25 protein-coding genes and 2 tRNA genes are annotated in these 18398 nt (G+C 67.6%); 13 read left to right on the top strand and 14 right to left on the bottom strand.

All coding sequences use genetic code 11. The features are described 5' to 3' along the window. The first annotated feature begins 24 nt into the window (after positions 1-24). Both IEV96_RS06435 and IEV96_RS06430 read left to right on the top strand, forming a co-directional pair. Positions 25-1497, top strand: a complete 1473-nt coding sequence (locus IEV96_RS06435) for an HNH endonuclease signature motif containing protein (RefSeq protein ID WP_188509820.1) — start codon at positions 25-27, stop codon at positions 1495-1497. 181 nt (positions 1498-1678) lie between these two features. Next, positions 1679-2875: an amidohydrolase gene (locus tag IEV96_RS06430; RefSeq protein WP_188509819.1), complete on the top strand. Its 1197-nt coding sequence runs from the start codon at positions 1679-1681 to the stop codon at positions 2873-2875. On the opposite strand, the gene IEV96_RS06425 is transcribed toward IEV96_RS06430, so the two are convergent. The 7 genes from IEV96_RS06425 to IEV96_RS06395 all read right to left on the bottom strand — a co-directional run bounded on the left by IEV96_RS06425 (position 2872) and on the right by IEV96_RS06395 (position 6572). After that, positions 2872-3222 carry a metallopeptidase family protein gene (locus tag IEV96_RS06425; protein ID WP_188509818.1) on the bottom strand — a complete coding sequence of 117 codons (351 nt, stop codon included), beginning with the start codon at positions 3220-3222 and terminating at the stop codon, positions 2872-2874. The genes IEV96_RS06430 and IEV96_RS06425 overlap by 4 nt on opposite strands. A gap of 5 nt (positions 3223-3227) precedes the next feature. Next, complete coding sequence (locus tag IEV96_RS06420) at positions 3228-3761, bottom strand: DUF2017 domain-containing protein (RefSeq protein ID WP_188509817.1); 534 nt, start codon at positions 3759-3761, stop codon at positions 3228-3230. Further along, positions 3758-4042 (bottom strand): ATP-dependent Clp protease adapter ClpS, encoded by a 285-nt coding sequence (gene clpS / locus IEV96_RS06415; protein WP_188509816.1) that lies wholly within the window; start codon positions 4040-4042, stop codon positions 3758-3760. Before clpS ends, IEV96_RS06420 begins: the two co-directional genes overlap by 4 nt. A gap of 76 nt (positions 4043-4118) precedes the next feature. Beyond that, positions 4119-4194: transfer RNA gene (locus IEV96_RS06410), tRNA-His, on the bottom strand. A gap of 46 nt (positions 4195-4240) precedes the next feature. Further along, positions 4241-4861 carry an oligoribonuclease gene (orn, locus tag IEV96_RS06405; RefSeq protein ID WP_188509815.1) on the bottom strand — a complete coding sequence of 207 codons (621 nt, stop codon included), beginning with the start codon at positions 4859-4861 and terminating at the stop codon, positions 4241-4243. 35 nt (positions 4862-4896) lie between these two features. Next, positions 4897-6138, bottom strand: a complete 1242-nt coding sequence (locus IEV96_RS06400) for an MFS transporter (RefSeq protein ID WP_229733103.1) — start codon at positions 6136-6138, stop codon at positions 4897-4899. Further along, on the bottom strand, positions 6135-6572 hold the full coding sequence (locus IEV96_RS06395) for a MarR family winged helix-turn-helix transcriptional regulator (protein ID WP_188509814.1): 438 nt from the start codon (positions 6570-6572) through the stop codon (positions 6135-6137). The genes IEV96_RS06400 and IEV96_RS06395 overlap by 4 nt, the downstream gene beginning before the upstream one ends. Before the next feature lie 96 nt (positions 6573-6668). Here IEV96_RS06395 and IEV96_RS06390 point away from each other — a divergent pair, with 96 nt between their 5' ends. The 4 genes from IEV96_RS06390 (at position 6669) to IEV96_RS06375 (ending at position 7576) form a co-directional block, all read left to right on the top strand. Beyond that, positions 6669-6890 carry an SCO4848 family membrane protein gene (locus tag IEV96_RS06390; protein ID WP_188509813.1) on the top strand — a complete coding sequence of 74 codons (222 nt, stop codon included), beginning with the start codon at positions 6669-6671 and terminating at the stop codon, positions 6888-6890. A 9-nt stretch (positions 6891-6899) separates the two neighbouring features. After that, on the top strand, positions 6900-7178 hold the full coding sequence (locus IEV96_RS06385) for an oligoribonuclease (RefSeq protein ID WP_188509812.1): 279 nt from the start codon (positions 6900-6902) through the stop codon (positions 7176-7178). A gap of 34 nt (positions 7179-7212) precedes the next feature. Then, complete coding sequence (locus IEV96_RS06380) at positions 7213-7473, top strand: thioredoxin family protein (protein WP_188509811.1); 261 nt, start codon at positions 7213-7215, stop codon at positions 7471-7473. Positions 7474-7500: 27 nt separating this feature from the next. Then, positions 7501-7576 (top strand) — tRNA-Arg (locus tag IEV96_RS06375). A 12-nt stretch (positions 7577-7588) separates the two neighbouring features. Here the strand turns inward: IEV96_RS06375 and IEV96_RS06370 are convergent. Then, positions 7589-8368 carry an endo alpha-1,4 polygalactosaminidase gene (locus IEV96_RS06370; RefSeq protein WP_229733101.1) on the bottom strand — a complete coding sequence of 260 codons (780 nt, stop codon included), beginning with the start codon at positions 8366-8368 and terminating at the stop codon, positions 7589-7591. A 104-nt stretch (positions 8369-8472) separates the two neighbouring features. Beyond that, on the bottom strand, positions 8473-8736 hold the full coding sequence (locus tag IEV96_RS06365; RefSeq protein ID WP_188509809.1) for a hypothetical protein: 264 nt from the start codon (positions 8734-8736) through the stop codon (positions 8473-8475). 215 nt (positions 8737-8951) lie between these two features. Between IEV96_RS06365 and ppk2 the strand changes: the two genes are divergently transcribed. Together ppk2 and IEV96_RS06355 are read left to right on the top strand one after the other, a co-directional pair. Beyond that, the gene (ppk2, locus tag IEV96_RS06360) at positions 8952-9761 is read left to right on the top strand and encodes a polyphosphate kinase 2 (RefSeq protein WP_188509808.1); all 810 of its coding nucleotides are present in this window, start codon (positions 8952-8954) and stop codon (positions 9759-9761) included. An 11-nt stretch (positions 9762-9772) separates the two neighbouring features. Further along, a complete protein-coding gene (locus tag IEV96_RS06355) occupies positions 9773-10651 on the top strand; it encodes a Rieske (2Fe-2S) protein (RefSeq protein WP_188509807.1) in 879 nt (292 codons plus the stop codon). Here IEV96_RS06355 and IEV96_RS06350 read toward each other — a convergent pair. From IEV96_RS06350 to IEV96_RS06330, 5 genes are all read right to left on the bottom strand, one after another. Further along, positions 10648-10953, bottom strand: a complete 306-nt coding sequence (locus tag IEV96_RS06350; protein WP_188509806.1) for a protealysin inhibitor emfourin — start codon at positions 10951-10953, stop codon at positions 10648-10650. The genes IEV96_RS06355 and IEV96_RS06350 overlap by 4 nt on opposite strands. Then, the gene (locus IEV96_RS06345; protein WP_188509805.1) at positions 10934-11998 is read right to left on the bottom strand and encodes a M4 family metallopeptidase; all 1065 of its coding nucleotides are present in this window, start codon (positions 11996-11998) and stop codon (positions 10934-10936) included. The genes IEV96_RS06350 and IEV96_RS06345 overlap by 20 nt, the downstream gene beginning before the upstream one ends. A gap of 117 nt (positions 11999-12115) precedes the next feature. Further along, positions 12116-12925, bottom strand: a complete 810-nt coding sequence (locus IEV96_RS06340; protein WP_188509804.1) for a hypothetical protein — start codon at positions 12923-12925, stop codon at positions 12116-12118. 90 nt (positions 12926-13015) lie between these two features. Then, the gene (locus tag IEV96_RS06335; protein WP_229733099.1) at positions 13016-13180 is read right to left on the bottom strand and encodes a hypothetical protein; all 165 of its coding nucleotides are present in this window, start codon (positions 13178-13180) and stop codon (positions 13016-13018) included. Between the two features lie 254 nt (positions 13181-13434). Continuing rightward, positions 13435-14442 carry an aldo/keto reductase gene (locus tag IEV96_RS06330; protein ID WP_188509803.1) on the bottom strand — a complete coding sequence of 336 codons (1008 nt, stop codon included), beginning with the start codon at positions 14440-14442 and terminating at the stop codon, positions 13435-13437. 143 nt (positions 14443-14585) lie between these two features. Here IEV96_RS06330 and IEV96_RS06325 point away from each other — a divergent pair, with 143 nt between their 5' ends. The 5 genes from IEV96_RS06325 (at position 14586) to IEV96_RS06305 (ending at position 18299) form a co-directional block, all read left to right on the top strand. Further along, a complete protein-coding gene (locus IEV96_RS06325; RefSeq protein WP_188509802.1) occupies positions 14586-14798 on the top strand; it encodes a methyltransferase in 213 nt (70 codons plus the stop codon). A gap of 184 nt (positions 14799-14982) precedes the next feature. Continuing rightward, positions 14983-15486 (top strand): single-stranded DNA-binding protein, encoded by a 504-nt coding sequence (locus tag IEV96_RS06320; RefSeq protein ID WP_188509801.1) that lies wholly within the window; start codon positions 14983-14985, stop codon positions 15484-15486. A 90-nt stretch (positions 15487-15576) separates the two neighbouring features. Beyond that, positions 15577-16086, top strand: a complete 510-nt coding sequence (locus IEV96_RS06315; RefSeq protein WP_188509800.1) for a DUF6993 domain-containing protein — start codon at positions 15577-15579, stop codon at positions 16084-16086. Between the two features lie 47 nt (positions 16087-16133). Continuing rightward, positions 16134-17816, top strand: coding sequence for an energy-dependent translational throttle protein EttA (gene ettA, locus IEV96_RS06310; protein WP_188509799.1), 1683 nt, complete (start codon positions 16134-16136; stop codon positions 17814-17816). Positions 17817-17828: 12 nt separating this feature from the next. Continuing rightward, the gene (locus IEV96_RS06305) at positions 17829-18299 is read left to right on the top strand and encodes an acyl-CoA thioesterase (RefSeq protein WP_188509798.1); all 471 of its coding nucleotides are present in this window, start codon (positions 17829-17831) and stop codon (positions 18297-18299) included. Positions 18300-18398: the final 99 nt, after the last annotated feature.

The raw sequence follows: 18398 nt of genomic DNA, 5'->3' as shown, positions 1-18398 counted from the left end.
GTTCGAAGGTGGGAAAATTGCCGCATGACAACGACACCGGCAACCGACCTCACGCAGCAGTTCACCGCTGTCGTCGAGGCCGCTTCCGCGGTGTCGAGTGACGTCGCCGATTTTCAGGCGTCGGATGACGCGGCTCTCGTTTCGCTGAGCCGGCTGGCCGCACGGGCGAAGCAGCTCGTCGACGCCCACCTGGCACTCGTCGCCGGCGAGATCGCGGCGCGTTCGACGCGGGAGATGGGTCACTCGGGGCTCGCGCAGCGGGAGGGGTTCCGAACGGCCGAGGAGTTGGTGAAGACGACGACGGGGTCGTCCGGCAAAGAGGCAACGACAGCCGTGCGGGTGGGGCGGCTCGTGCGTGAGGCGGCGACCTCGGGGCAGGTCGACCCACGGTCCGGCGAACGCTTCGAGGCGCGGGAACCGTGGCTGGCATGTGTAGCCGCGGCGGTAGCAAGCGGCGAGCTGTCGGTCGGGGCCGCAGATGCGATCCGAACCGGGCTCGGCGTCCCCACCGACAACGTGTCCGCCGTCGCTCTCGCCGATGCCGCGAGCGCCCTCTGCGCGCTCGCACCCACCCTCGATCTCGACCGCCTGCGGGGGCGCGCTCGCGAGTTCCGTGACGACCTGGACGAGGCGGGTATCGCCGACCGCGAGCGTGAACGGTTCGAGAAGCGGTCACTGCGGATGTTCAGCCTGAGCAACGGCATGGGGCGGCTGGTCTGGGATCTCGATCCGGAGAGCTACGCGACCGTGCTGGAGTTGAACAACCGGGCGACGTCGCCGAAGCGCGGTGTCCGCTTCGTCTCTGGCGAGAACCAGCAGATCGCCGAGCGCATTCTGAATGACCCGCGAACGATAGGCCAGCTGGCCTCCGACACTTTCCTCGGCCTGTTGCAGGCCGGTGCGAACGCCGACTCGACGAGTCTGCTCGGCACGGGCGCGGCGTCGATCCGGGTGCTGGTCACCAAGAAGACTCTGGCTACCTTGGGCGCCGCCGGCGCGGTGGGTGACTGGGGTTCCACGGGCGTCTCCACCGGTCACGGACGTATAGAAGCCACCGGCGCGCCCCTCACAGCAGCCGCGCTGCAGCGCCTGGCCTGCGACGGAGCCACGACCGAGGTCACCCTCGACAGCTTTGGCCGACCCCTCGATGTCGGGCGTGAACATCGCACATTCACCCCGAAGCAGCGCATCGCTCTCGCCATCCGCGACGGAGCCTGCATGTTCGGCGACTGCGACAAGGAGCCCTCGATGACCGAGGCGCACCACATCGTCCCCTGGGGAGAGGGCGGCCGCACCGACCTGGTCAACGGGATACTGCTCTGCAAGTTCCATCACCTGCTCGTCCACGACAACGGTTGGGAGATCTACCGGGTCGGCACCGACTACTACCTGGTGCCTCCGCCCGACGTCGACCCCGAACGGCGGCCGAGGCCCATGCCGTCGAAGAGCGCGGCGATGCGCGACGTGAGACGCGAACTCGAAGCCGTCGATCGGTAATCGATGGCGTCGGAACCCGATCGATAGCTGCGGCGGACGCACCTCCGCCCGGCGCCGCACTGCTTCACGCAGTCCTCGAGATCATCGCTCCCGTCGCCCACGTCGCTCACATCGACGAGCAGTTCGCGATAGTTGTCGAAAACCATTGGCTCCGGAGGCCGCACCCGGGCAGGATGAGTCCGTGACCGTCGACGATCTGTATCGAGACCTGCATGCCCATCCCGAACTCTCCTTCGAAGAAACGCGCACGGCCGCCATCGCCGCCGCCGAACTGCGGGCCGTGGGCTTCGACGTGATCGAGCGCCTCGGCATCACGGGTGTCGTCGGAGTGCTCCGTAACGGCAGCGGCGCGACCGTGATGCTGAGAGCCGACATGGACGCACTCCCGGTCGTGGAAGACACCGGCCTTGCGTACGCGAGCACCGCACCCGGCGTGATGCACGCGTGCGGCCACGACGTGCACGTCGCCTGCCTCATCGGGGCGGCTCGGGAGCTCGCCGCCACCCGGGAGCACTGGGCGGGCACCGTAGTCGCCGTCTTCCAACCTGCCGAGGAGGTCGGCGGGGGAGCGCAGGCCATGATCGACGACGGCCTGTACGACAGGGTGCCGACACCGGATGTCGTGCTCGGCCAACACGTCGGGCCCGCCCCCGCCGGCTTTGTCGGCGCGCACTCCGGTGCGGCTTTCGCATCGGCCGACAGCCTCGACATCACGGTGCCAGGACGCGGCGGCCACGGGTCACGCCCCGAGACCACCGTCGATCCCATCGTCATAGCGGCCGCGATCGTCGGACGGCTCCAGACGATCGTCTCGCGTGAGATCGCCCCGCAGGACACCGCCGTCGTCACCGTCGGGCGCATGAGCGCGGGCACCAAGAACAACATCATCCCCGAGAGCGCGGAGCTCGGGCTGAGTATCCGCGCCTACAGCGAAGAGGTGAGGCTTCGCGTGCTGTCGGCGATCGAGCGGATCGTGCGCGCCGAGTCTGCGGCGTCAGGCGCGCCCGATCCGTCGATCGACCTCGCCGAATCGTTCCCGGTCACCGTCAACGACCGCGTCGCCACCGACCGGACCATGGCCGCGTTCAGGTCTGAGTTCGGCCCGGAGGCGGTCATCGACCCGGGCCAGGTGTCGGGCAGCGAGGACGTCGGTCTGCTCGCGACGGCAGCGAATGCGCCCCTCGTGTACTGGATCCTCGGTGGCGCGCATCCCGAGAACTATGCCGCGGCAGCGACCGCTGGCACCATCGACCGCGATGTTCCGTCGAACCACTCGCCCCGGTTCGCTCCGGAGCCGCAGCCGACGCTCGATCGCGGAGTCGCCGCGTTGGTCACCGCCGCGCGCGAATGGCTCGCACCGGCCGTGCCCGGCTCCTAGGCCCAGCCCAGCCGGTGCAACTCGTCGTCGTCGATGCCGTAGAAGTGGGCGATCTCGTGCACGAGCGTGATGTGGATCTGGTCTTTGAGGTCGTCGAGGTCCTCGCTGATATCGGCGAGCGGCTCGCGGTACAGGATGATCCGGTCGGGCAGTTCGCCGAACCCGTACTGTCCCCGCTCGGTGATCGCGACGCCGTCGTAGAGGCCGAGCAGGTCGAGCGATCCGTCTTCGGGTCGCGCCTCGGTCACGAACACCACGTTGTCGAGGCCGTCGACCATCTCGTCGGGCAGGGCGTCGAGCTCGTCGACGACCAGCTTCTCGAACTCGTCTTCGGTCAGTGCGTCCATAGTGATCAGCCTTCCAGAGCGTCGAGCAGGCTCTCGGTGACGAACGCCAGCCAGTCGTAGAGGTCGTGCAGCGCCACGGCGGCCTCGCTGTCGGTCGCGCCCTCGTCGCCGTCGCTCTCGATGCCCAACCGGGCGGCGATCGTGAGCCGGATGTCGGAGAGCGTGCGCAACCAGGCCTGAGCCTCGGCCTCGTCGAGTTCGACGTGTCCGCTCTCGCGTTCGAGCGTGGCGATCACGACCCGGGCGTTCGCGACCTTGCGGCTCGCGAGGGAACGCTCGGTGAGCTGACGGAAGTCGCTGGATGCCTCGGAATCGTCACCATAGGCATCCGGAAGCAACCGGGCGACCGCAGGGTCGGGGTCGATGGCCGACCGTCCGCCGATGCCCACCAGGTCGAACAGCGGGTCGACCTCGCCCGACCCGGCGATGCCGCTGAGCATGCCGGCGATCTGCGCGGCGAGGTCCGCGATGATGTCGGACTCGACAGCGCTGAAGCCGACCACGAGTCTGCCGTCGGAAGTCTTCGAGAAGGGAGTCACGCATCCGCCTTCTGCAGCGTCGCCCAGAGTCCGAAGTCGTGCATGGCCTCGACGTGCCGTTCCATCTCTTCGCGGCTGCCCGTGGCGACCACAGCGCGACCGTCGTTGTGCACCTGGAGCATACGGCGGTCGGCCTCCTCGTGCGAGAAACCGAAGTAGCTGCGGAAGACGTAGGACACGTAGCTCATGAGGTTGACGGGGTCGTTCCAGACGAGCGTGACCCAGGGGCTGTCGAGCACGGTCTGCTCGCTCAGCTCGGTGCTCTCGAGCGTCTTCGACATGGAATCTAGCCTCGCATAAACAGCAATGGCCCGACTTGTCAGTCGGGCCATTGCCGTGTTGCTGTGGTGCAACGATTGGGGTGAACGACGGGGCTCGAACCCGCGACATCCGGCTCCACAAGCCAGCGCTCTGCCAACTGAGCTACGCCCACCAGGCGGCTGCTTCGCGATCTCTCACTCAGCAACCAGACGATTCTATTACAGGTGCGGAGCGAATCTCTCCACTACCTCGGCCGAAATGGTCTGCACCTGCTCGGTCGTGGGTCCGGGTTCCGCGGTAAATACGGCTTTTCGGTAGTAATCGAGCTCGCGAATTGATTCCAGAATGTCTGCGAGGGCCCGGTGTCCGCCGTTCTTGGCGGGCGCGTTGAAGTACACGCGGGGGAACCAGTGGCGTGCGAGTTCTTTGATGGATGACACGTCGACACTGCGGTAGTGCAGGTGACCGTCGACGCGCGGCATGTACTTCGCGAGGAAGGCACGGTCGGTGCCGATCGTGTTGCCCGCCAGCGGCGTCGTCTGCACGCCGGGCACGTACTTGAGGATGTACTCGAGCACCGCGTACTCGGCGTCGGCGAGGCTCACGCCGCCCGGGATCTCTTCGATGAGTCCGCTCTCGGTGTGCATGTTGCGCACGAAATCGCCCATGTTGTCGAGCGCGGACTGGTCGGGTTTGATGACGATGGTGAAGCCCGGATGAACCGGCACGAGGTCGTAGTCGGTGACGACCACCGCGACCTCCACGAGTTCGTCGACCGTGAGGTCGAGTCCGGTCATTTCACAGTCGATCCAGACCAGTCGGTCCGTAGCAGTAGCCATTGCGTCAGTCTATCTTCGTGCCGGTCGTCTGCCGGTCAGGCGAGTGCGCCCGCACCGATCGCTTCGGCCTCGACGACCGGCTCTTCGGCGCCGTCGTTCACCCGGGCGAGGGCCCGGCGGCCGAGCAGCACGACGAGGGTGGCGATCAGCACGGAGCCTCCGGCCACGTAGTACGGGGTCGCCGCGGTGAACAACCCGGCGAGGGTGGTGGCGAGCGGGGGAGCGACCGCGCCGCCGAGGAACCGCACCGCCGAATACGACGACGACGCGACCGACCTGGGCAGATTGGTGGCCTCCATCACGCACTCGGTGAGCACGGTGTTGAGCACACCCAGCAGCAGCCCGCCGACGACGACCGCCACCACGAGACCCGTCTGCGATCCGACGAAGATTCCGGCGGCCACCAGATCGAGGGCGAGGAGGGGCAGCACGACCGCGAGAACGGTGGTGCGTTTCATCCGCGCGGTCAAAACGGGGGCGACCCACACCGAGGTGATGGCGAGGCCGACACCCCAGCCGAAGAAGGTGAGCCCGATGCCCATTGCACCGAAACCGAGCGGGAAGGGGGTGTAGGCCAGCAGGGTGAAGAACCCGATGTTGTAGAACAGGGCGGCCGCGGCGAGGAGGGCGAGCGCCGGGCGGGCGAGGGCGCGGAACGGCGCCGCGAGCGAGGTCGGCACGCGCGTGGCCCTGTCGTCGCCCTTGAGCAGTACGGTGATCGCGATGAAACCGATCGCCATGAGCGCCGCAGTGCCGAAGAAGGGCGCGCGCCAGGTGACGCTGCCGAGCAGTCCGCCGAGCAGCGGGCCGATGGCGATGCCGAGGCCGAGGGCGGCCTCGTACAGGATGATGGCGCTCGACGTTCCCCCGCTGGCGGCCCCGACGATCGTGGCGAGGGCGGTGGAGATGAACAGGGCGTTGCCGAGTCCCCAGCCGGCACGGAAGGCGATGATGCTCTCGACGTTGCCGCTGAGTGCCGCGGCAGCCGCGAAGACCACGATGAGGGCGAGGCCGATCAGCAGGGTCTTTTTCGCGCCGATGCGGCTCGAGATGAAACTGGTGAAGAACATCGCGAGTCCGGTGACCACGAGGTAGCTCGTGAAGAGCATCTCGGTGTCGGTGGGGCTCGCTTCGAGCTGTTCGGCGATGGCGGGAAGGATGGGGTCGACGAGGCCGATCCCCATAAACGCGATGACGCTGGCGAACGCCACGGCCCAGACCTGCTTCGGCTGGTGCAGGATGCTGGTTTTCTCGACGGGGGAGACGGATGCGCTCACGCCGCGACCTCCGTCACTCCGACGCGGGACGCGAGGATCTCGGCGGCGCGCCCGAGGGTCGCCCACTCGGTGTCGCTCAGGTCGCCGAAGATGTCCTTCGTCGCCTCGGCGAGCTGGGTGCGCCAGCCGAACAGCGCGTCGCGCCCCTTGTCGGTGATGGCGATGAGCCACGCGCGGGAGTCGTCGACGTCGGCGATGCGGTAGACCCACTCGTCGTCGATCAGGTTGCTCAGCAGCTTGGTCATGCCCGGCTGGCTGATGCGGGCGGCCTTCGCGAGTTCGCCGTTGCGGCGCGGACCGTCGGCGTTGAGCACCGAGAGCGTCGACCAGACTCCGGCGGAGACGGTGGAGCCGGTGGACTGCGCGGCCATGCGGGTCAGCCGGTGGTTCGAGGTGAGGAGGGATTCGAAGATCTCGGTCGGTTCGGAGTGCATCCTCTAATCGTATAACCAAGTTATATAACTTGGTTAAGTACTGAGTTCGCGCTGCGCGAACGGGCGCCGCGGCATCCGAATAGGCTTGCAGCCACCATGACCACCGCGCTTGCCGTCCTCCTCATCCTCAACGGCGTCTTCAACGTCGCCGTCTGGCCCACCTTCTTCCGCCGTGTGGCGCGGGATCCGCGGGCGCGCACGGCCGAGGGAAAGGCCACACCGTTCTTCACGGTGCACCTCGTGATCGTGAGCGTTGCGCTGGTGCTCGCGGCCGCGTCGCTGCTGGGCGGGGTCCTGGCCCTGCTCGGCGTCTGGTAGACCTGACTCATGACAAACAACGAGGTAACGCTTTCGCACGGCGACCAGTACGTGGTCTTCTACACGGGCGGACCCTACGACGGCCAGACCGACACCCGCATCAGCACCGACGGCACGTTCGACGAGACCGTCACCGTCCTGGTGTCGCTCGACGGCAAGGAATCGCAGCTCGTCTACGGCGCTCCGGTCGCCAAGTCGATCGGCGACAGCGTGCAGGTCCACTACACGTGGGATGCCACGGCGAGCGAAGCGCTCGAAGACCCCGAAGAGCGACTGACCGACCAGTAGGAATAGCCCCGTCCCCGCCCCGGTTGGGTTGCACGTGAACCTACTCTTCTTCTCCTCGGCCTTCTGCGACCCCTGCATTCAGACGCGGGGTGTGCTGAAGCAGGTGGCCATGCTGCTGCCCGACGTGAAGATTGCAGAGTTGGATGTCGCGCGCGACACCGCCGAGGCGGAGAAGGCGGGCATACGCTCGACCCCGACCATCGTGATTGCCGCCGCAGACGGCAGCGAGGTGTTCCGGGCCGAGGGCGTGCCCACCGTGAACCAGGTGCTCGTGGCGTTGGCGAAAGCCGTCTGACCACGCCTGCGCTATCGTTATTCACGCGCCTCTGTAGCTCAGTGGATAGAGCAAAAGCCTTCTAATCTTTTGGTCGCAGGTTCGATTCCTGCCAGGGGCACCACAGCCTTATCGCTCACTCCGCTTCCGTGATTCCGCAGGCCGCAAAGCGGTACCCGGGGTCGGAGGGCGTGGTCAGGTCGCGGTCGCGAAGAATCGTCGACGCCGGGACCTGCGGGTCGGCGCAGAGGTCGTCGAAGTCGCCACGCAGATCGTCGGTGTACTCGATGTCGATGACGAGTTCGCCCCAGACCTCCGTGTAGAGCGCGCACTCGTTCCAGCGGTGGCATTCCTCGGCGACGGCGAAGTCGAAACCGGCGTCGTCGCGCCCGCGCGCTCCGAGTTCGGCCGAGTTCTTCTGCCCGATCGCGAGACCTGCCGCGTGCGCCTGCTGGGCGTAGAGGGTCGCGAGCGCGACAGCGTCGTCTTGACCGAGCCGGCCATCGCTGCGGGTGTAGCTGTCCAGGTTGTCGATCTCGATGGCGTCGAACCCGGCGGAGGCGCAGCGGTCGAGCGTGTCAGCGAGCCGCGCGGCGATGCGCTGCCGCTTGTCGGCGGTCGACGTGTCGAGGATGAGCTCGTCGGGCCAGTTCTCGTCGACGAGCGGTTCGCCGTCGCTGTGTAGCACCAGGTCGGGATGCTCGTCCAGCCAGTCATCGCGGTCGGCGGGTTGCGTCTGGAAGCCGTTCACGTAGCAGACCGAGTACAGGCCCTCGGCCGGCTCGTCGGTGCTGTCGCGGACGACGCCGCCCACTCCGGCAGCCGGCGCGTAGCCGCCGCCGAGCTGGTAGTCGAAGACGATCCCCGCGGGCGGCGCTTGAGGCGGGGTTGCGGCATCGACCGTCGATCGTTGCACTGGACTACCCTCGGGAGCGGCGTCCGGCTCGTTCGTCGGTGCGCATCCGCTCAGGAATAACCCTGCCGCGACAGCGACGGCGACTGCCTCCCGTATCGGACGGCTCATTGGGTTCCGCGTCGGGCGGCTCGACGTGCGCGCAGCTGCCGTGTCACGCCGGTGGCGGCGAGCCACACCGCGAAGCCGACAAAACCGACGGAGGCGAGGAAGTAGCCACCGAGTTCGCCACGCAATGGTGTGCCGTTTGCCTCCGCGAGCATCGGGAAACCGGTCCACGCGATGGCGAGGAGCAGAGCGACGACACTCGCGATGAAGTGGCCGCGCACCGATAGTTCGGGATCTTTCGATTCGAAGTTGGGATCGGTCATCCGGCCAGCGTATTGGTTGCGCCCGCCTCGAAAGCTTCCTTAGCACCGATCGTCGATTCCTGCTCGGCGTTTTATCGTCGCGCGGGTGCGCCTAGCGTGGCACGCATGAGCGATGCAAAGAACACCCCAGACACGTCAGTTCCGAAGCCCGAAGAGGTCGACCCGGAATCGGGAACCGAGCAGGACGGGACTCCCGTCGAGAACCCCTCCGGCTAGTGGGAAAAAAGAAGCACAACAAACGAGTACCGCGCGGCATCTACGAGGCCGAACTCAAGCGGCTCCAGATCGAGCTCGTGAGTATGCAGCAGTGGATCAGCGCGAGCGGAGCCCGCGTCGTCGTGATCTTCGAGGGTCGCGACGCCGCGGGCAAAGGCGGCGCGATCAAGCGGATCATGCAGTACCTCAACCCGCGCACGGCTCGCGTCGTCGCACTGTCGAAACCGAGCGAGCGCGAACTCGGCCAGTGGTACTTCCAGCGGTACATCGAGCACCTGCCGACGGCCGGCGAGATGGTGCTGATGGACCGGTCCTGGTACAACCGCGCCGGCGTCGAGCGAGTCATGGAGTACAGCTCGCCGGAGAAATACGAGCTGTTTCTCGCCCAGACCCCCGTCTTCGAACGCATGCTGGTCGAAGACGGCATCATCCTGATCAAGTACTGGTTCTCCGTCTCCGACAAAGAGCAGGAGGCCCGCTTCCACAAGCGGCTGAACGACCCGGTGCGTCGCTGGAAGCTCTCCGACGTCGACGTGCTGTCGATCACGCGGTGGGAGGACTACTCCCGGGCGAAAGACGACATGTTCACCCACACCGACATCGACGAGGCGCCGTGGTGGACGATCGAGAGTGACGACAAGCGGGCCTCGCGGCTCAACACGATCAGCCACCTGCTGTCGCAGATCCCGTACGAGTCGACCGAGCCGAAAAGCGTCAAGATTCCCGCCCGGCCGACGGCAGACGACTACGAGCGCCCGGCGAAAGAGCTCTATCGCTACGTCCCCGACCACGCGAAGTCCATCGGATAGGAGAATCCAGCATGCGTGAACTCAGCATTGCCAAGAAGGTCACCACGGCCGTCGAAGACGCCGAGGTGCTCGACCCCGTGGTGGACCGGGTGCGTGGCATCGTGAACGCCGTGGTGCAGCCGCGCGGGCTGCGTGACCTGCTGCACGGAGTTCCGGTCGGACACGCGGTGCATCCGATCACCGTCATGTTGCCGATAGGCGCCTGGGTGAGCAGCGCGATTCTCGACTTCCTGCCCGGCTCTGAGAGGGCGTCACGCGCGCTCGTCGGGGCCGGGATCGCGGGCGTGCTGCCCTCGGTCGCTACCGGTCTCACCGACTGGTCGGAGTTGCACGAACAGCAGCAGCGGGTCGGACTCGTGCACGCCGCATCCAACACCGTGGCCACGGTGCTGTACGCCGCGTCGTTCGTGCAGCGCGGCCGCGGCCGCCAGACGAGCGGACGCATGCTGGGCCTCGCGGGCCTCGCGGTCGTCGGCTTCTCCGGCTACCTCGGTGGCCACCTCGCCTACCGGCAGGCGGCCGCCGTCAACCACGCCGAAGACGTGCCGCACCGCTTCCCGACCGGCTGGCGCCACCTGGGCGCCCTGGAGGAGTTCGCGCACAACGAGCCCACCCAGCGGACCGTGGACGGCGTTCCCCTGCTCGTCGTGCGCAGCGGCGCCGGCGTCGACGTGCTTGCGAACACGTGCAGCCACCTGTCGGGGCCGCTCGACGAGGGCGAGCTGGTCGTCGCGGACGGCGAGAGGTGCGTCGTGTGCCCGTGGCACAAGAGCGTGTTCTCGCTCAGCACGGGCGATGTCATCCACGGGCCAGCCACCGCGCCGCAGCCGAAGTTCGAGTCGCGGGTGACCGACGGCAGCATCGAGGTCATGCTCGAGGGCGCCGGCTAGTCGCGGCTCGTGCGGCGCACTTCGTCCACGAGTGAGCGCCACGCGCCGGTCAGTTGGCCGTCGGGGAGGGTGGCGCGGTAGGCGCGCACCCGCCCGGACGCCTCGAGCCGCCAGACGAAGCCGTCGCGCACCCGGCTGTCTGCGGGTTTCGCGGCGGTCTTCCACGGGCACGCGCCGATCAGGGCGGCCCAGTCGACGTCGGGCGCATCCGCGGTGCCCGTGCGCCATTCGCGACGGAGTCCGGCGAAGCCGCCGGTGCGCACCACGGTGATCGCCCAGCTGTCAGGCCGTGAGTCCGCCACCGTTGCCCACTTCCACGCCGACGGTGGCCCAGCCCGACCGCACCGCGTCGACTTCTGCCGACGACTCACCGTAGCGTGCCCGCGCGGCGGCCAGCGTGGCTTGCGCGAACCGCACGAAGTCGGTGTCGGGCGAGAGGTCGGCGCCCAGCGTGTCGTACCAGATCTGGCCGGCGCGCTCCCAGGCATTCGCTCCGAGGGCCTCGGCCGCGAGATAGAAGGCCCGGTTCGGGATGCCGGAATTGATGTGCACCCCGCCGTTGTCCTCGTCTGTCGTCACGTAGTCGGACATGTGGCCCGGCTGCGGATCTTTGCCGAGGACGTCGTCGTCGTAGGCCGTGCCAGGGGCCTTCATCGACCGCAGCGCGGTGCCCTCGACCTCGTCGGTGAAGAGGCCGGCGCCGATGAGCCAGTCGGCCTCCGAGGCGGACTGGCCCAGCGCGTACTGCTCGACCAAGGAGCCGAACACGTCGGAAACCGACTCGTTGAGCGCGCCCGACTGGCCCTGATAGGCGAGCCCGGCGGTGTACTGCGTGACGCCGTGGGCCAGCTCGTGGCCGACAACCGTGAGGGAGCCGGTGAACCGCCGGAAGATCTCGCCGTCGCCGTCGCCGAAGACCATTCGGTCTCCGTCCCAGAAGGCGTTGTCGTAGTCGACGCCGTAGTGCACGGTGGCGTCGAGGGGGAGTCCGGTACCGTCGATCGAGTTGCGCCCGTAGATCTCGGAGAACAGGGCGAACGTGGCGCCGAGACCGTCGTAGGCCTCGTCGACGGCGGGGTCGTCGGTCGCGTCGTCGCCCTCGGAGCGAACGACGCTACCCGGCAGCGTCTCCCGGTTGCCGGCGTCGCTGATGGTGCGGTTGGGACCGTCGGCGAGCTCGACCACCAGGTTGTTCGAGGCGTCGAGGCTGAAGCTGAGTCGCGCTGCGCGGCGCGGTTCGTCGTAGCGCAGCGAGCGGCGGGCGGCCTGCGCGGCGGCTGCGAAACGCTCGTCGTCGAGTTCGGCGATGCGGGCGAGGAGATACGGGGGAACGATGCCGTGGACCATGCTGCGAGCCTAGGTGCCGCCCCCGACACGGCGCCAGCAAACGGCGCCGTCAGCACGGCACGGCGCACACACGAAAGGGCCCGCCGTGTGGCGGGCCCTTCCGTGTTTCGGCGGTGGTCAGACCGTGCGTGCCGGCGTGTCCTCGTCGATGGTGGCTTCGATGACCTCGGTGTTGGCGCGGGGCTCGGTCGGAGACTTCGCCTCGGTGGTCGGGCTGAAGATCCGCGACGACGCGGGCGGGACGATCGGGGTCGACGGGGCGGAGGCCGCCTCGGACTTCGGGAGGTCCGCCTTCGGAGCCGGCGTGGCGGGGGCGGCTTGGGCCGGAGCGGCCTGGGCCTTGGCGGCCGGCACAACGACGGGCGCCTGCTGGGTCGCCTGCTCCGCCTTCCAGCGCCGCTGACGCTCGATCAGGTCGGTGTCGGCCGATGCCGCGTCGAGGCGGAAGCGCTCGAGATCGTTCTGGAAGATCTTGCGCGCTCGCTGCGGGCGGTGGTGCCACTCGATGAGACGGTCGCGGTATTCGGCGAAGCCCTGGTCGGCCTGCACGCTGAAGTTCGCGGAGTTGCGCTTGATCTCGGCGAGCTGGTACTCGGCCCAGGCGCTCGCCATCGCGGCACCGGGAGCGGGCAGCAGGCGCACGCGGATGCTCGCGACGCTCGACTGCTGCTCGAAGTGTTCGCGGGTCTGGTTGGAGAGTCCGCTCCACTGCGATGCCTTCTCGCCGACGGCGATGAGCGCCTCGACCGCGGACGCACGGTTGCCGCGCTCCTGACGGGCGAGGAGGCGGGAGATGGATCCCCGCGCGATGATCGTGGCGATGACGCCAGCGACGATGATTGCGACGAAGGGAAGCACCATGGTCGTGATGACCCGCGTGCCCTCGGACGAATCGAACCACTCTAAGAAATCATTCCACCACTGCATGGGAGGAACCATACGCGGGCAATCCCGCATCGCCGCGAGGCTGTCGCGTGTCGGCGAAACCCTCATCCGCGCGCGGGCGGCGCCCGCGGTCTAGTTCATGCGGAAGCACTGGAGCGCGTCGTGCATGCTCCAGAACTCGCCGACCGGCACGAATCGCTGCTGCCGCACGATGAGGCGCTTCGCGCGGTACCGGATGCCGCGGCTCTCGCTGAACCGTTCGATGTAGCCGACCACGTCGCCGGCCGGTCGCGTCACCCGCCAGAGCGAGTCGTTGAGCTGGGCGGCGGCGAGTCCGGGGATGGAGATGTCGGCACGCGGGGCGGTGCTCGTAGCGAAGTCGCTGGTCGTTGCAAAGTCGAGGATGGTCCATCTCCCGTTGTCGGCCGGCCCTTGGTTCGAAACGTCGCACTCGGATTGGCGACATGATCAGGCTAAAAGCGACCACCGACATCCGCCCGACAACAAAAACGGCGCCCGTGGCGAACCACGGGCGCCGCTCTCGACGGCTGCTAGCGCAGTTCGGTTCCGTGCACGGCGAACGGCTCGATCGCGGCGATCTCGTCGGCCGTGAGCGGCACGGCGTCGCGCGCCTTGAGGCTGTCCTCGAGCTGGGCGACGCTGGAGGCGCCGATCAGGGCGGAGGTGACCTGCGGCTGGCGGAGCACCCAGGTGAGTGCGAGCTGTGCGAGCGTCTGTCCGCGGCCGTCGGCGATCTCCTTGAGCCCGCGCACGCGCTCGAGGTACGTGTCGCCGATGGCGCCGGGCTGCAGCCAGCGGCCCTCGCTCGCGCGCGACCCCTCGGGAACGGTGCCCTGGATGTAGCGCTCCGTGAGCAGGCCCTGCGCGAGCGGCGAGAAGACGATGCTTCCCGCGCCGATCTGGTCGAGCACGGGGAACAGGCCGTCCTCGATGTGACGGTCGAACATGCTGTAGCGCGGCTGGTGGATGGTGAGCGGGATGCCGTGCGCCGACAGCGCCTTCTCGGCCGCAAGCGTCTGCTCGGGGCTGTAGTTCGAGACGCCGACGTAGAGCGCGCGGCCCGAGGTGACGGCGGTCGCGAGCGCGCCCATCGTCTCCTCGATCGGGGTCTCGGGGTCGGGGCGGTGGGAGTAGAAGATGTCGACGTAGTCGAGGCCGAGACGGTTCAGGCTCTGGTCGAGCGACGACAGCAGGTTCTTGCGCGATCCCCACTCGCCGTAGGGGCCGTCCCACATCTCGTAGCCGGCCTTCGACGAGATGATGAGCTCGTCGCGGTAGGGGCGGAAGTCTTCGGCGAGGATGCGCCCGAAGTTCGACTCGGCGCTACCCGCGGGCGGGCCGTAGTTGTTGGCGAGGTCGAAGTGCGTCACTCCGAGATCGAACGCGCGGCGCAGGATCGCGCGCTGGTTCTCGAGGGGCTTGTCGTTGCCGAAGTTGTTCCACAGGCCGAGCGAGACGGCGGGGATCTTCAGGCCGCTGCGTCCCACTCTCTTGTATTCGACGGAGTCATAACGTGCATCGTTGGCGTTGTAGGGCATGCCTCTCAGCCTAGGGTCAGCCGGCGTACGGCGCGCACTGTGCGCGGGTGAACAGTCTCCGCATCCTTGATAGGGCGGATGCCATGGCTTAAAATCGTGGGGCACCGCGCGCTGACAAAGCGGTGCAGAAAAGGAGCTCAACGATGAGCGACACCAGTACGACCACGCGCACGTGGGTGGCCAACGGACCGGCCGGGACCCTTGGTTGGATTCGGCGCATGCCCGACGGCTACACCTTCGGCCTCGTCGGAGACGACGGGCAGCGTGCGGTCTATCCGAGCCTCGACGTGGCCAAGAGCGCGCTGCACGCGAGTCTCGTTCCCGGCAGCGATTGGCCGGAGTTCAGGGAGCACTGACTTCACGAACGCTGACTTCTCCCCACCACGCGACGCCGGGCCGGTCTTCTCCACATCATGGAGGGGCCGGCCCTTTTCGTGCGCGCGCGGCCAGTCTCGTGGGAGCGGACCCCGCGGGAGCCATCCCGGCACGAGTTCTCCCGCGGGGCCCGCATTCATCCGCAAACGCAGCTAGGAGACAGAAATGACCGACACCATCGCCGTCACCGGCATCGTGGCCACCCAGCCGAACGTCATCTCCACCGGAGACGACCTCAAGATCACCTCCTTTCGCCTCGCGTCGACCCAGCGTCGTTTCGACCGGGCGCGTGACCGCTGGGTCGACGGCGAGACGAACTGGTACACGATTACGACCTTCCGGCAACTGGCCGTCAACGTCGGAACCTCCGTCGTGAAGGGCGACAAGGTGGTGGTCACCGGGCGGTTGCGCATCCGCGACTGGGAGAGCGGCGACAAGAAGGGCATCAACGTCGACATCGAGGCTGACTCGGTGGGCCACGACCTCGCCTGGGGCACCACGACGTTCACGAAGGCGCACTCGGCGGCCCACGCGCCGGTCGACCCGCCCGCCCGCGAGAGCGACGAGTTCCCGGACGCCAACGACGGCGGCGCGACCTCCGACCCCGCGTTCGGCGAGACGCCGCGCGAACCGGCCTTCAGCGAGGCGGGCGCCGATACGCCGTTCTAGGGTCGGCGGCGCGCGTCGGGCGTTCCTGCGGTCGTCGTAGAATCCCCTGAGTACGGATCGCGCCCGCTGACCGTCGGAGGGGGTTTCGCGATGGCCGGTCTGAACGTCGGTCGTCGTGGTGCGCGCCGCGCGGATATTGTCGCCGGTGTTTCGCTCACGGGCGTGCTACTGGGGCTGGCGCTCTCCGCCTGCACCGCGCCGCCGATCGACGAACCGACCAGCAGGCCGACGTCCAGCGCGTCGGCGAGCCCGACGCCGACGCCGGAGCCCGACCCGGTCCTGCTTCCGGCCGGCGACGCCGAGGCGAACCTGCCCTACTTCGACTTCGTCAACCGTCGGCTGCTCGAGACGGTGCCGACTCCGAACGGCCAGCAGCTCGTCGAGAATCTGGTCGCCGCCGGTTTCGCGAAGGCCGACATGGAGGTCACCCCCGACGCCACGGTCGGCACGGAGGCGGCCGAAACGATCCAGTTCTCGGTGCGGGCGAACGGAACCTGCCTGATCGGCCAGACCGGCGCGGCCGGCTACAACGCGCTCGCGGCACCGCTGCTGGGTACGGGCAAGTGCCTGGTCGGAAAGACGCGCTCGATCGATTTCTGACCGGCGCGCGCGGTCGTGCCCGCTGCGTCGTTCCGTAGACTGGTCGCATGGCCGAATTTATTTACACGATGGTGCGCGCCCGCAAAGCGGTCGGCGACAAGCTGATCCTCGATGACGTGACCATGTCGTTCTTCCCCGGTGCCAAGATCGGCATCGTCGGCCCCAACGGAGCCGGTAAGTCCACAATCCTGAAGATCATGGCGGGCCTCGACACCCCGAGCAACGGCGAGGCGCGGCTCAGCCCCGGCTACACCGTCGGCATCCTCATGCAGGAGCCCGAGCTCGACGAGACGAAGACCGTGCTCGAGAACGTGCAGGAGGGAGTCGGCGACATCAAGGCCAAGGTCGACCGTCACGCCGCCATCGGCCTCGAAATGGCCGAGCCCGACGCCGACTTCGACGCACTGCTCGCCGAAATGGGCACGCTGCAGGAAGAGATCGACGCCGCAGACGCCTGGGACCTCGACTCTCAGCTCGAGCAGGCCATGGCGGCGCTGCGCACCCCGCCGGGCGACTACCCGGTCGACAGCCTGTCCGGTGGTGAGAAGCGCCGCGTCGCGCTCACCAAGCTGCTGCTGCAGAAGCCCGACCTGTTGCTGCTCGACGAACCGACCAACCACCTCGACGCCGAGAGCGTGCTCTGGCTCGAGCAGCACCTCGCCAAGTACCCGGGCGCCGTGCTCGCCGTGACCCACGATAGGTACTTCCTCGACCACGTCGCCGAGTGGATCGCCGAGGTCGACCGCGGCAAGCTCTACCCCTACGAGGGCAACTACTCGACCTACCTCGAGAAGAAGCAGGAACGCCTCACCGTCCAGGGCAAGAAGGACGCCAAGCTCGCGAAGCGCCTGTCGAGCGAACTCGAGTGGGTGCGCAGCAACGCTAAGGGGCGCCAGGTCAAGTCGAAGGCGCGCTTGGCCCGGTACGAGGAGATGGCCAACGAGGCGGAGAAGACGAGAAAGCTCGACTTCGAAGAGCTCGTGATCCCGGTCGGCCCGCGCCTCGGCGCGCAGGTGATCGACGCGAAGAACCTCAAGAAGAGCTTCGACGAGCGCGTGCTCATCGACGGTCTGAGCTTCACGCTGCCGCGCAACGGCATCGTCGGCGTCATCGGCCCGAACGGTGTCGGTAAGACCACGCTGTTCAAGACGATCGTCGGCCTCGAGCCGCTCGACTCCGGCGACCTGAAGATCGGCGAGACGGTCGACATCTCGTACGTCGACCAGAACCGCGGCGGCATCGACCCGAACAAAACCCTCTGGGAGGTCGTCTCCGACGGCCAGGACTTCATCCAGGTGGGCAAGACCGAGATCCCCTCGCGCGGCTACGTGTCGCAGTTCGGTTTCAAGGGTCCCGACCAGCAGAAGAAGGCCGGCGTGCTGTCGGGTGGTGAGCGCAACCGCCTCAACCTCGCGCTGACGCTCAAGCAGGGCGGCAACCTGCTGCTGCTCGACGAACCGACCAACGACCTCGACGTCGAAACTCTGGGCTCGCTCGAGAACGCGCTGCTCGAGTTCCCCGGCTGCGCCGTGGTGATCACTCACGATAGGTGGTTCCTCGACCGCATCGCGACCCACATCCTCGCCTACGAGGGCACCGCGGAGGACCCGTCTAACTGGTACTGGTTCGAGGGCAACTTCGAGTCGTACGAGGAGAACAAGATCCAGCGCCTCGGCGCCGACGCCGCCAAGCCCAACAGCTCGGTGTACCGCAAGCTGTCGCGCGACTAAAGCGCGCGGATCATGCGGCTCAACGTTCCGATCAGCCTGCGCTGGTCCGATTTCGACGCCTACGCCCACGTCAACAACGCGGAGATGTTCCGCCTGTTGGAGGAGGCCCGCATCCAGGCGTTCTGGATCAACGACGACGGTTCGCCCGGTTCGTCGATGGCGATTCTGGATGCGCGGCCGGGCGCGAAGGTGGTGGCGTTGATCGCGCGGCAGGAGATCGAATACCTGCTGCCGATCCCGTACATGCGCCAGCCGCTCGACGTGGAACTGTGGATCGGCCGCCTCGGCGGTGCCAGCCTCGAGATCAGCTACGAGGTGTACTCGCCGGAGGATCAGGAGCCGCGTCTGCTGTACACGCGCGCCGCGACCACACTGGTGATGGTGGAGCTGGCGACCGGACGCCCGCAGCGCATCACGGACGAGCAGCGCGAGGCGTGGGCCCCGTACGTCGAGGAGCCGGTCGCCTTCGCCAAGCGCCCCTAGCCGGAGATCATCCGCTGTAGTGACGCGATATGACTCTCGCGGCCGATGTCGCCGCGATCGGGGAATCCTAGAGTCAGAACTCCAATAGGTTTTCTCAGG

It is taken from the genome of Conyzicola nivalis (assembly GCF_014639655.1).
GTDB lineage: Bacteria > Actinomycetota > Actinomycetes > Actinomycetales > Microbacteriaceae > Conyzicola > Conyzicola nivalis.
This window is presented reverse-complemented; position numbering and strand designations above follow the sequence as displayed.

Excerpts from the sequence above, each read along its gene's own strand:
- IEV96_RS06435 (WP_188509820.1), top strand. The coding sequence starts at position 25 with ATGACAACGACACCGGCAACCGACCTCACGCAGCAGTTCACCGCTGTC.
- IEV96_RS06425 (WP_188509818.1), bottom strand. The coding sequence starts at position 3,222 with ATGGACGCACTGACCGAAGACGAGTTCGAGAAGCTGGTCGTCGACGAG.
- clpS (WP_188509816.1), bottom strand. The coding sequence starts at position 4,042 with ATGTCGAAGACGCTCGAGAGCACCGAGCTGAGCGAGCAGACCGTGCTC.
- orn (WP_188509815.1), bottom strand. The coding sequence starts at position 4,861 with ATGGCTACTGCTACGGACCGACTGGTCTGGATCGACTGTGAAATGACC.
- IEV96_RS06395 (WP_188509814.1), bottom strand. The coding sequence starts at position 6,572 with ATGCACTCCGAACCGACCGAGATCTTCGAATCCCTCCTCACCTCGAAC.
- IEV96_RS06390 (WP_188509813.1), top strand. The coding sequence starts at position 6,669 with ATGACCACCGCGCTTGCCGTCCTCCTCATCCTCAACGGCGTCTTCAAC.
- IEV96_RS06385 (WP_188509812.1), top strand. The coding sequence starts at position 6,900 with ATGACAAACAACGAGGTAACGCTTTCGCACGGCGACCAGTACGTGGTC.
- IEV96_RS06365 (WP_188509809.1), bottom strand. The coding sequence starts at position 8,736 with ATGACCGATCCCAACTTCGAATCGAAAGATCCCGAACTATCGGTGCGC.
- IEV96_RS06355 (WP_188509807.1), top strand. The coding sequence starts at position 9,773 with ATGCGTGAACTCAGCATTGCCAAGAAGGTCACCACGGCCGTCGAAGAC.
- IEV96_RS06345 (WP_188509805.1), bottom strand. The coding sequence starts at position 11,998 with ATGGTCCACGGCATCGTTCCCCCGTATCTCCTCGCCCGCATCGCCGAA.
- IEV96_RS06340 (WP_188509804.1), bottom strand. The coding sequence starts at position 12,925 with ATGCAGTGGTGGAATGATTTCTTAGAGTGGTTCGATTCGTCCGAGGGC.
- IEV96_RS06330 (WP_188509803.1), bottom strand. The coding sequence starts at position 14,442 with ATGCCCTACAACGCCAACGATGCACGTTATGACTCCGTCGAATACAAG.
- IEV96_RS06325 (WP_188509802.1), top strand. The coding sequence starts at position 14,586 with ATGAGCGACACCAGTACGACCACGCGCACGTGGGTGGCCAACGGACCG.
- IEV96_RS06320 (WP_188509801.1), top strand. The coding sequence starts at position 14,983 with ATGACCGACACCATCGCCGTCACCGGCATCGTGGCCACCCAGCCGAAC.
- IEV96_RS06315 (WP_188509800.1), top strand. The coding sequence starts at position 15,577 with ATGGCCGGTCTGAACGTCGGTCGTCGTGGTGCGCGCCGCGCGGATATT.
- ettA (WP_188509799.1), top strand. The coding sequence starts at position 16,134 with ATGGCCGAATTTATTTACACGATGGTGCGCGCCCGCAAAGCGGTCGGC.
- IEV96_RS06305 (WP_188509798.1), top strand. The coding sequence starts at position 17,829 with ATGCGGCTCAACGTTCCGATCAGCCTGCGCTGGTCCGATTTCGACGCC.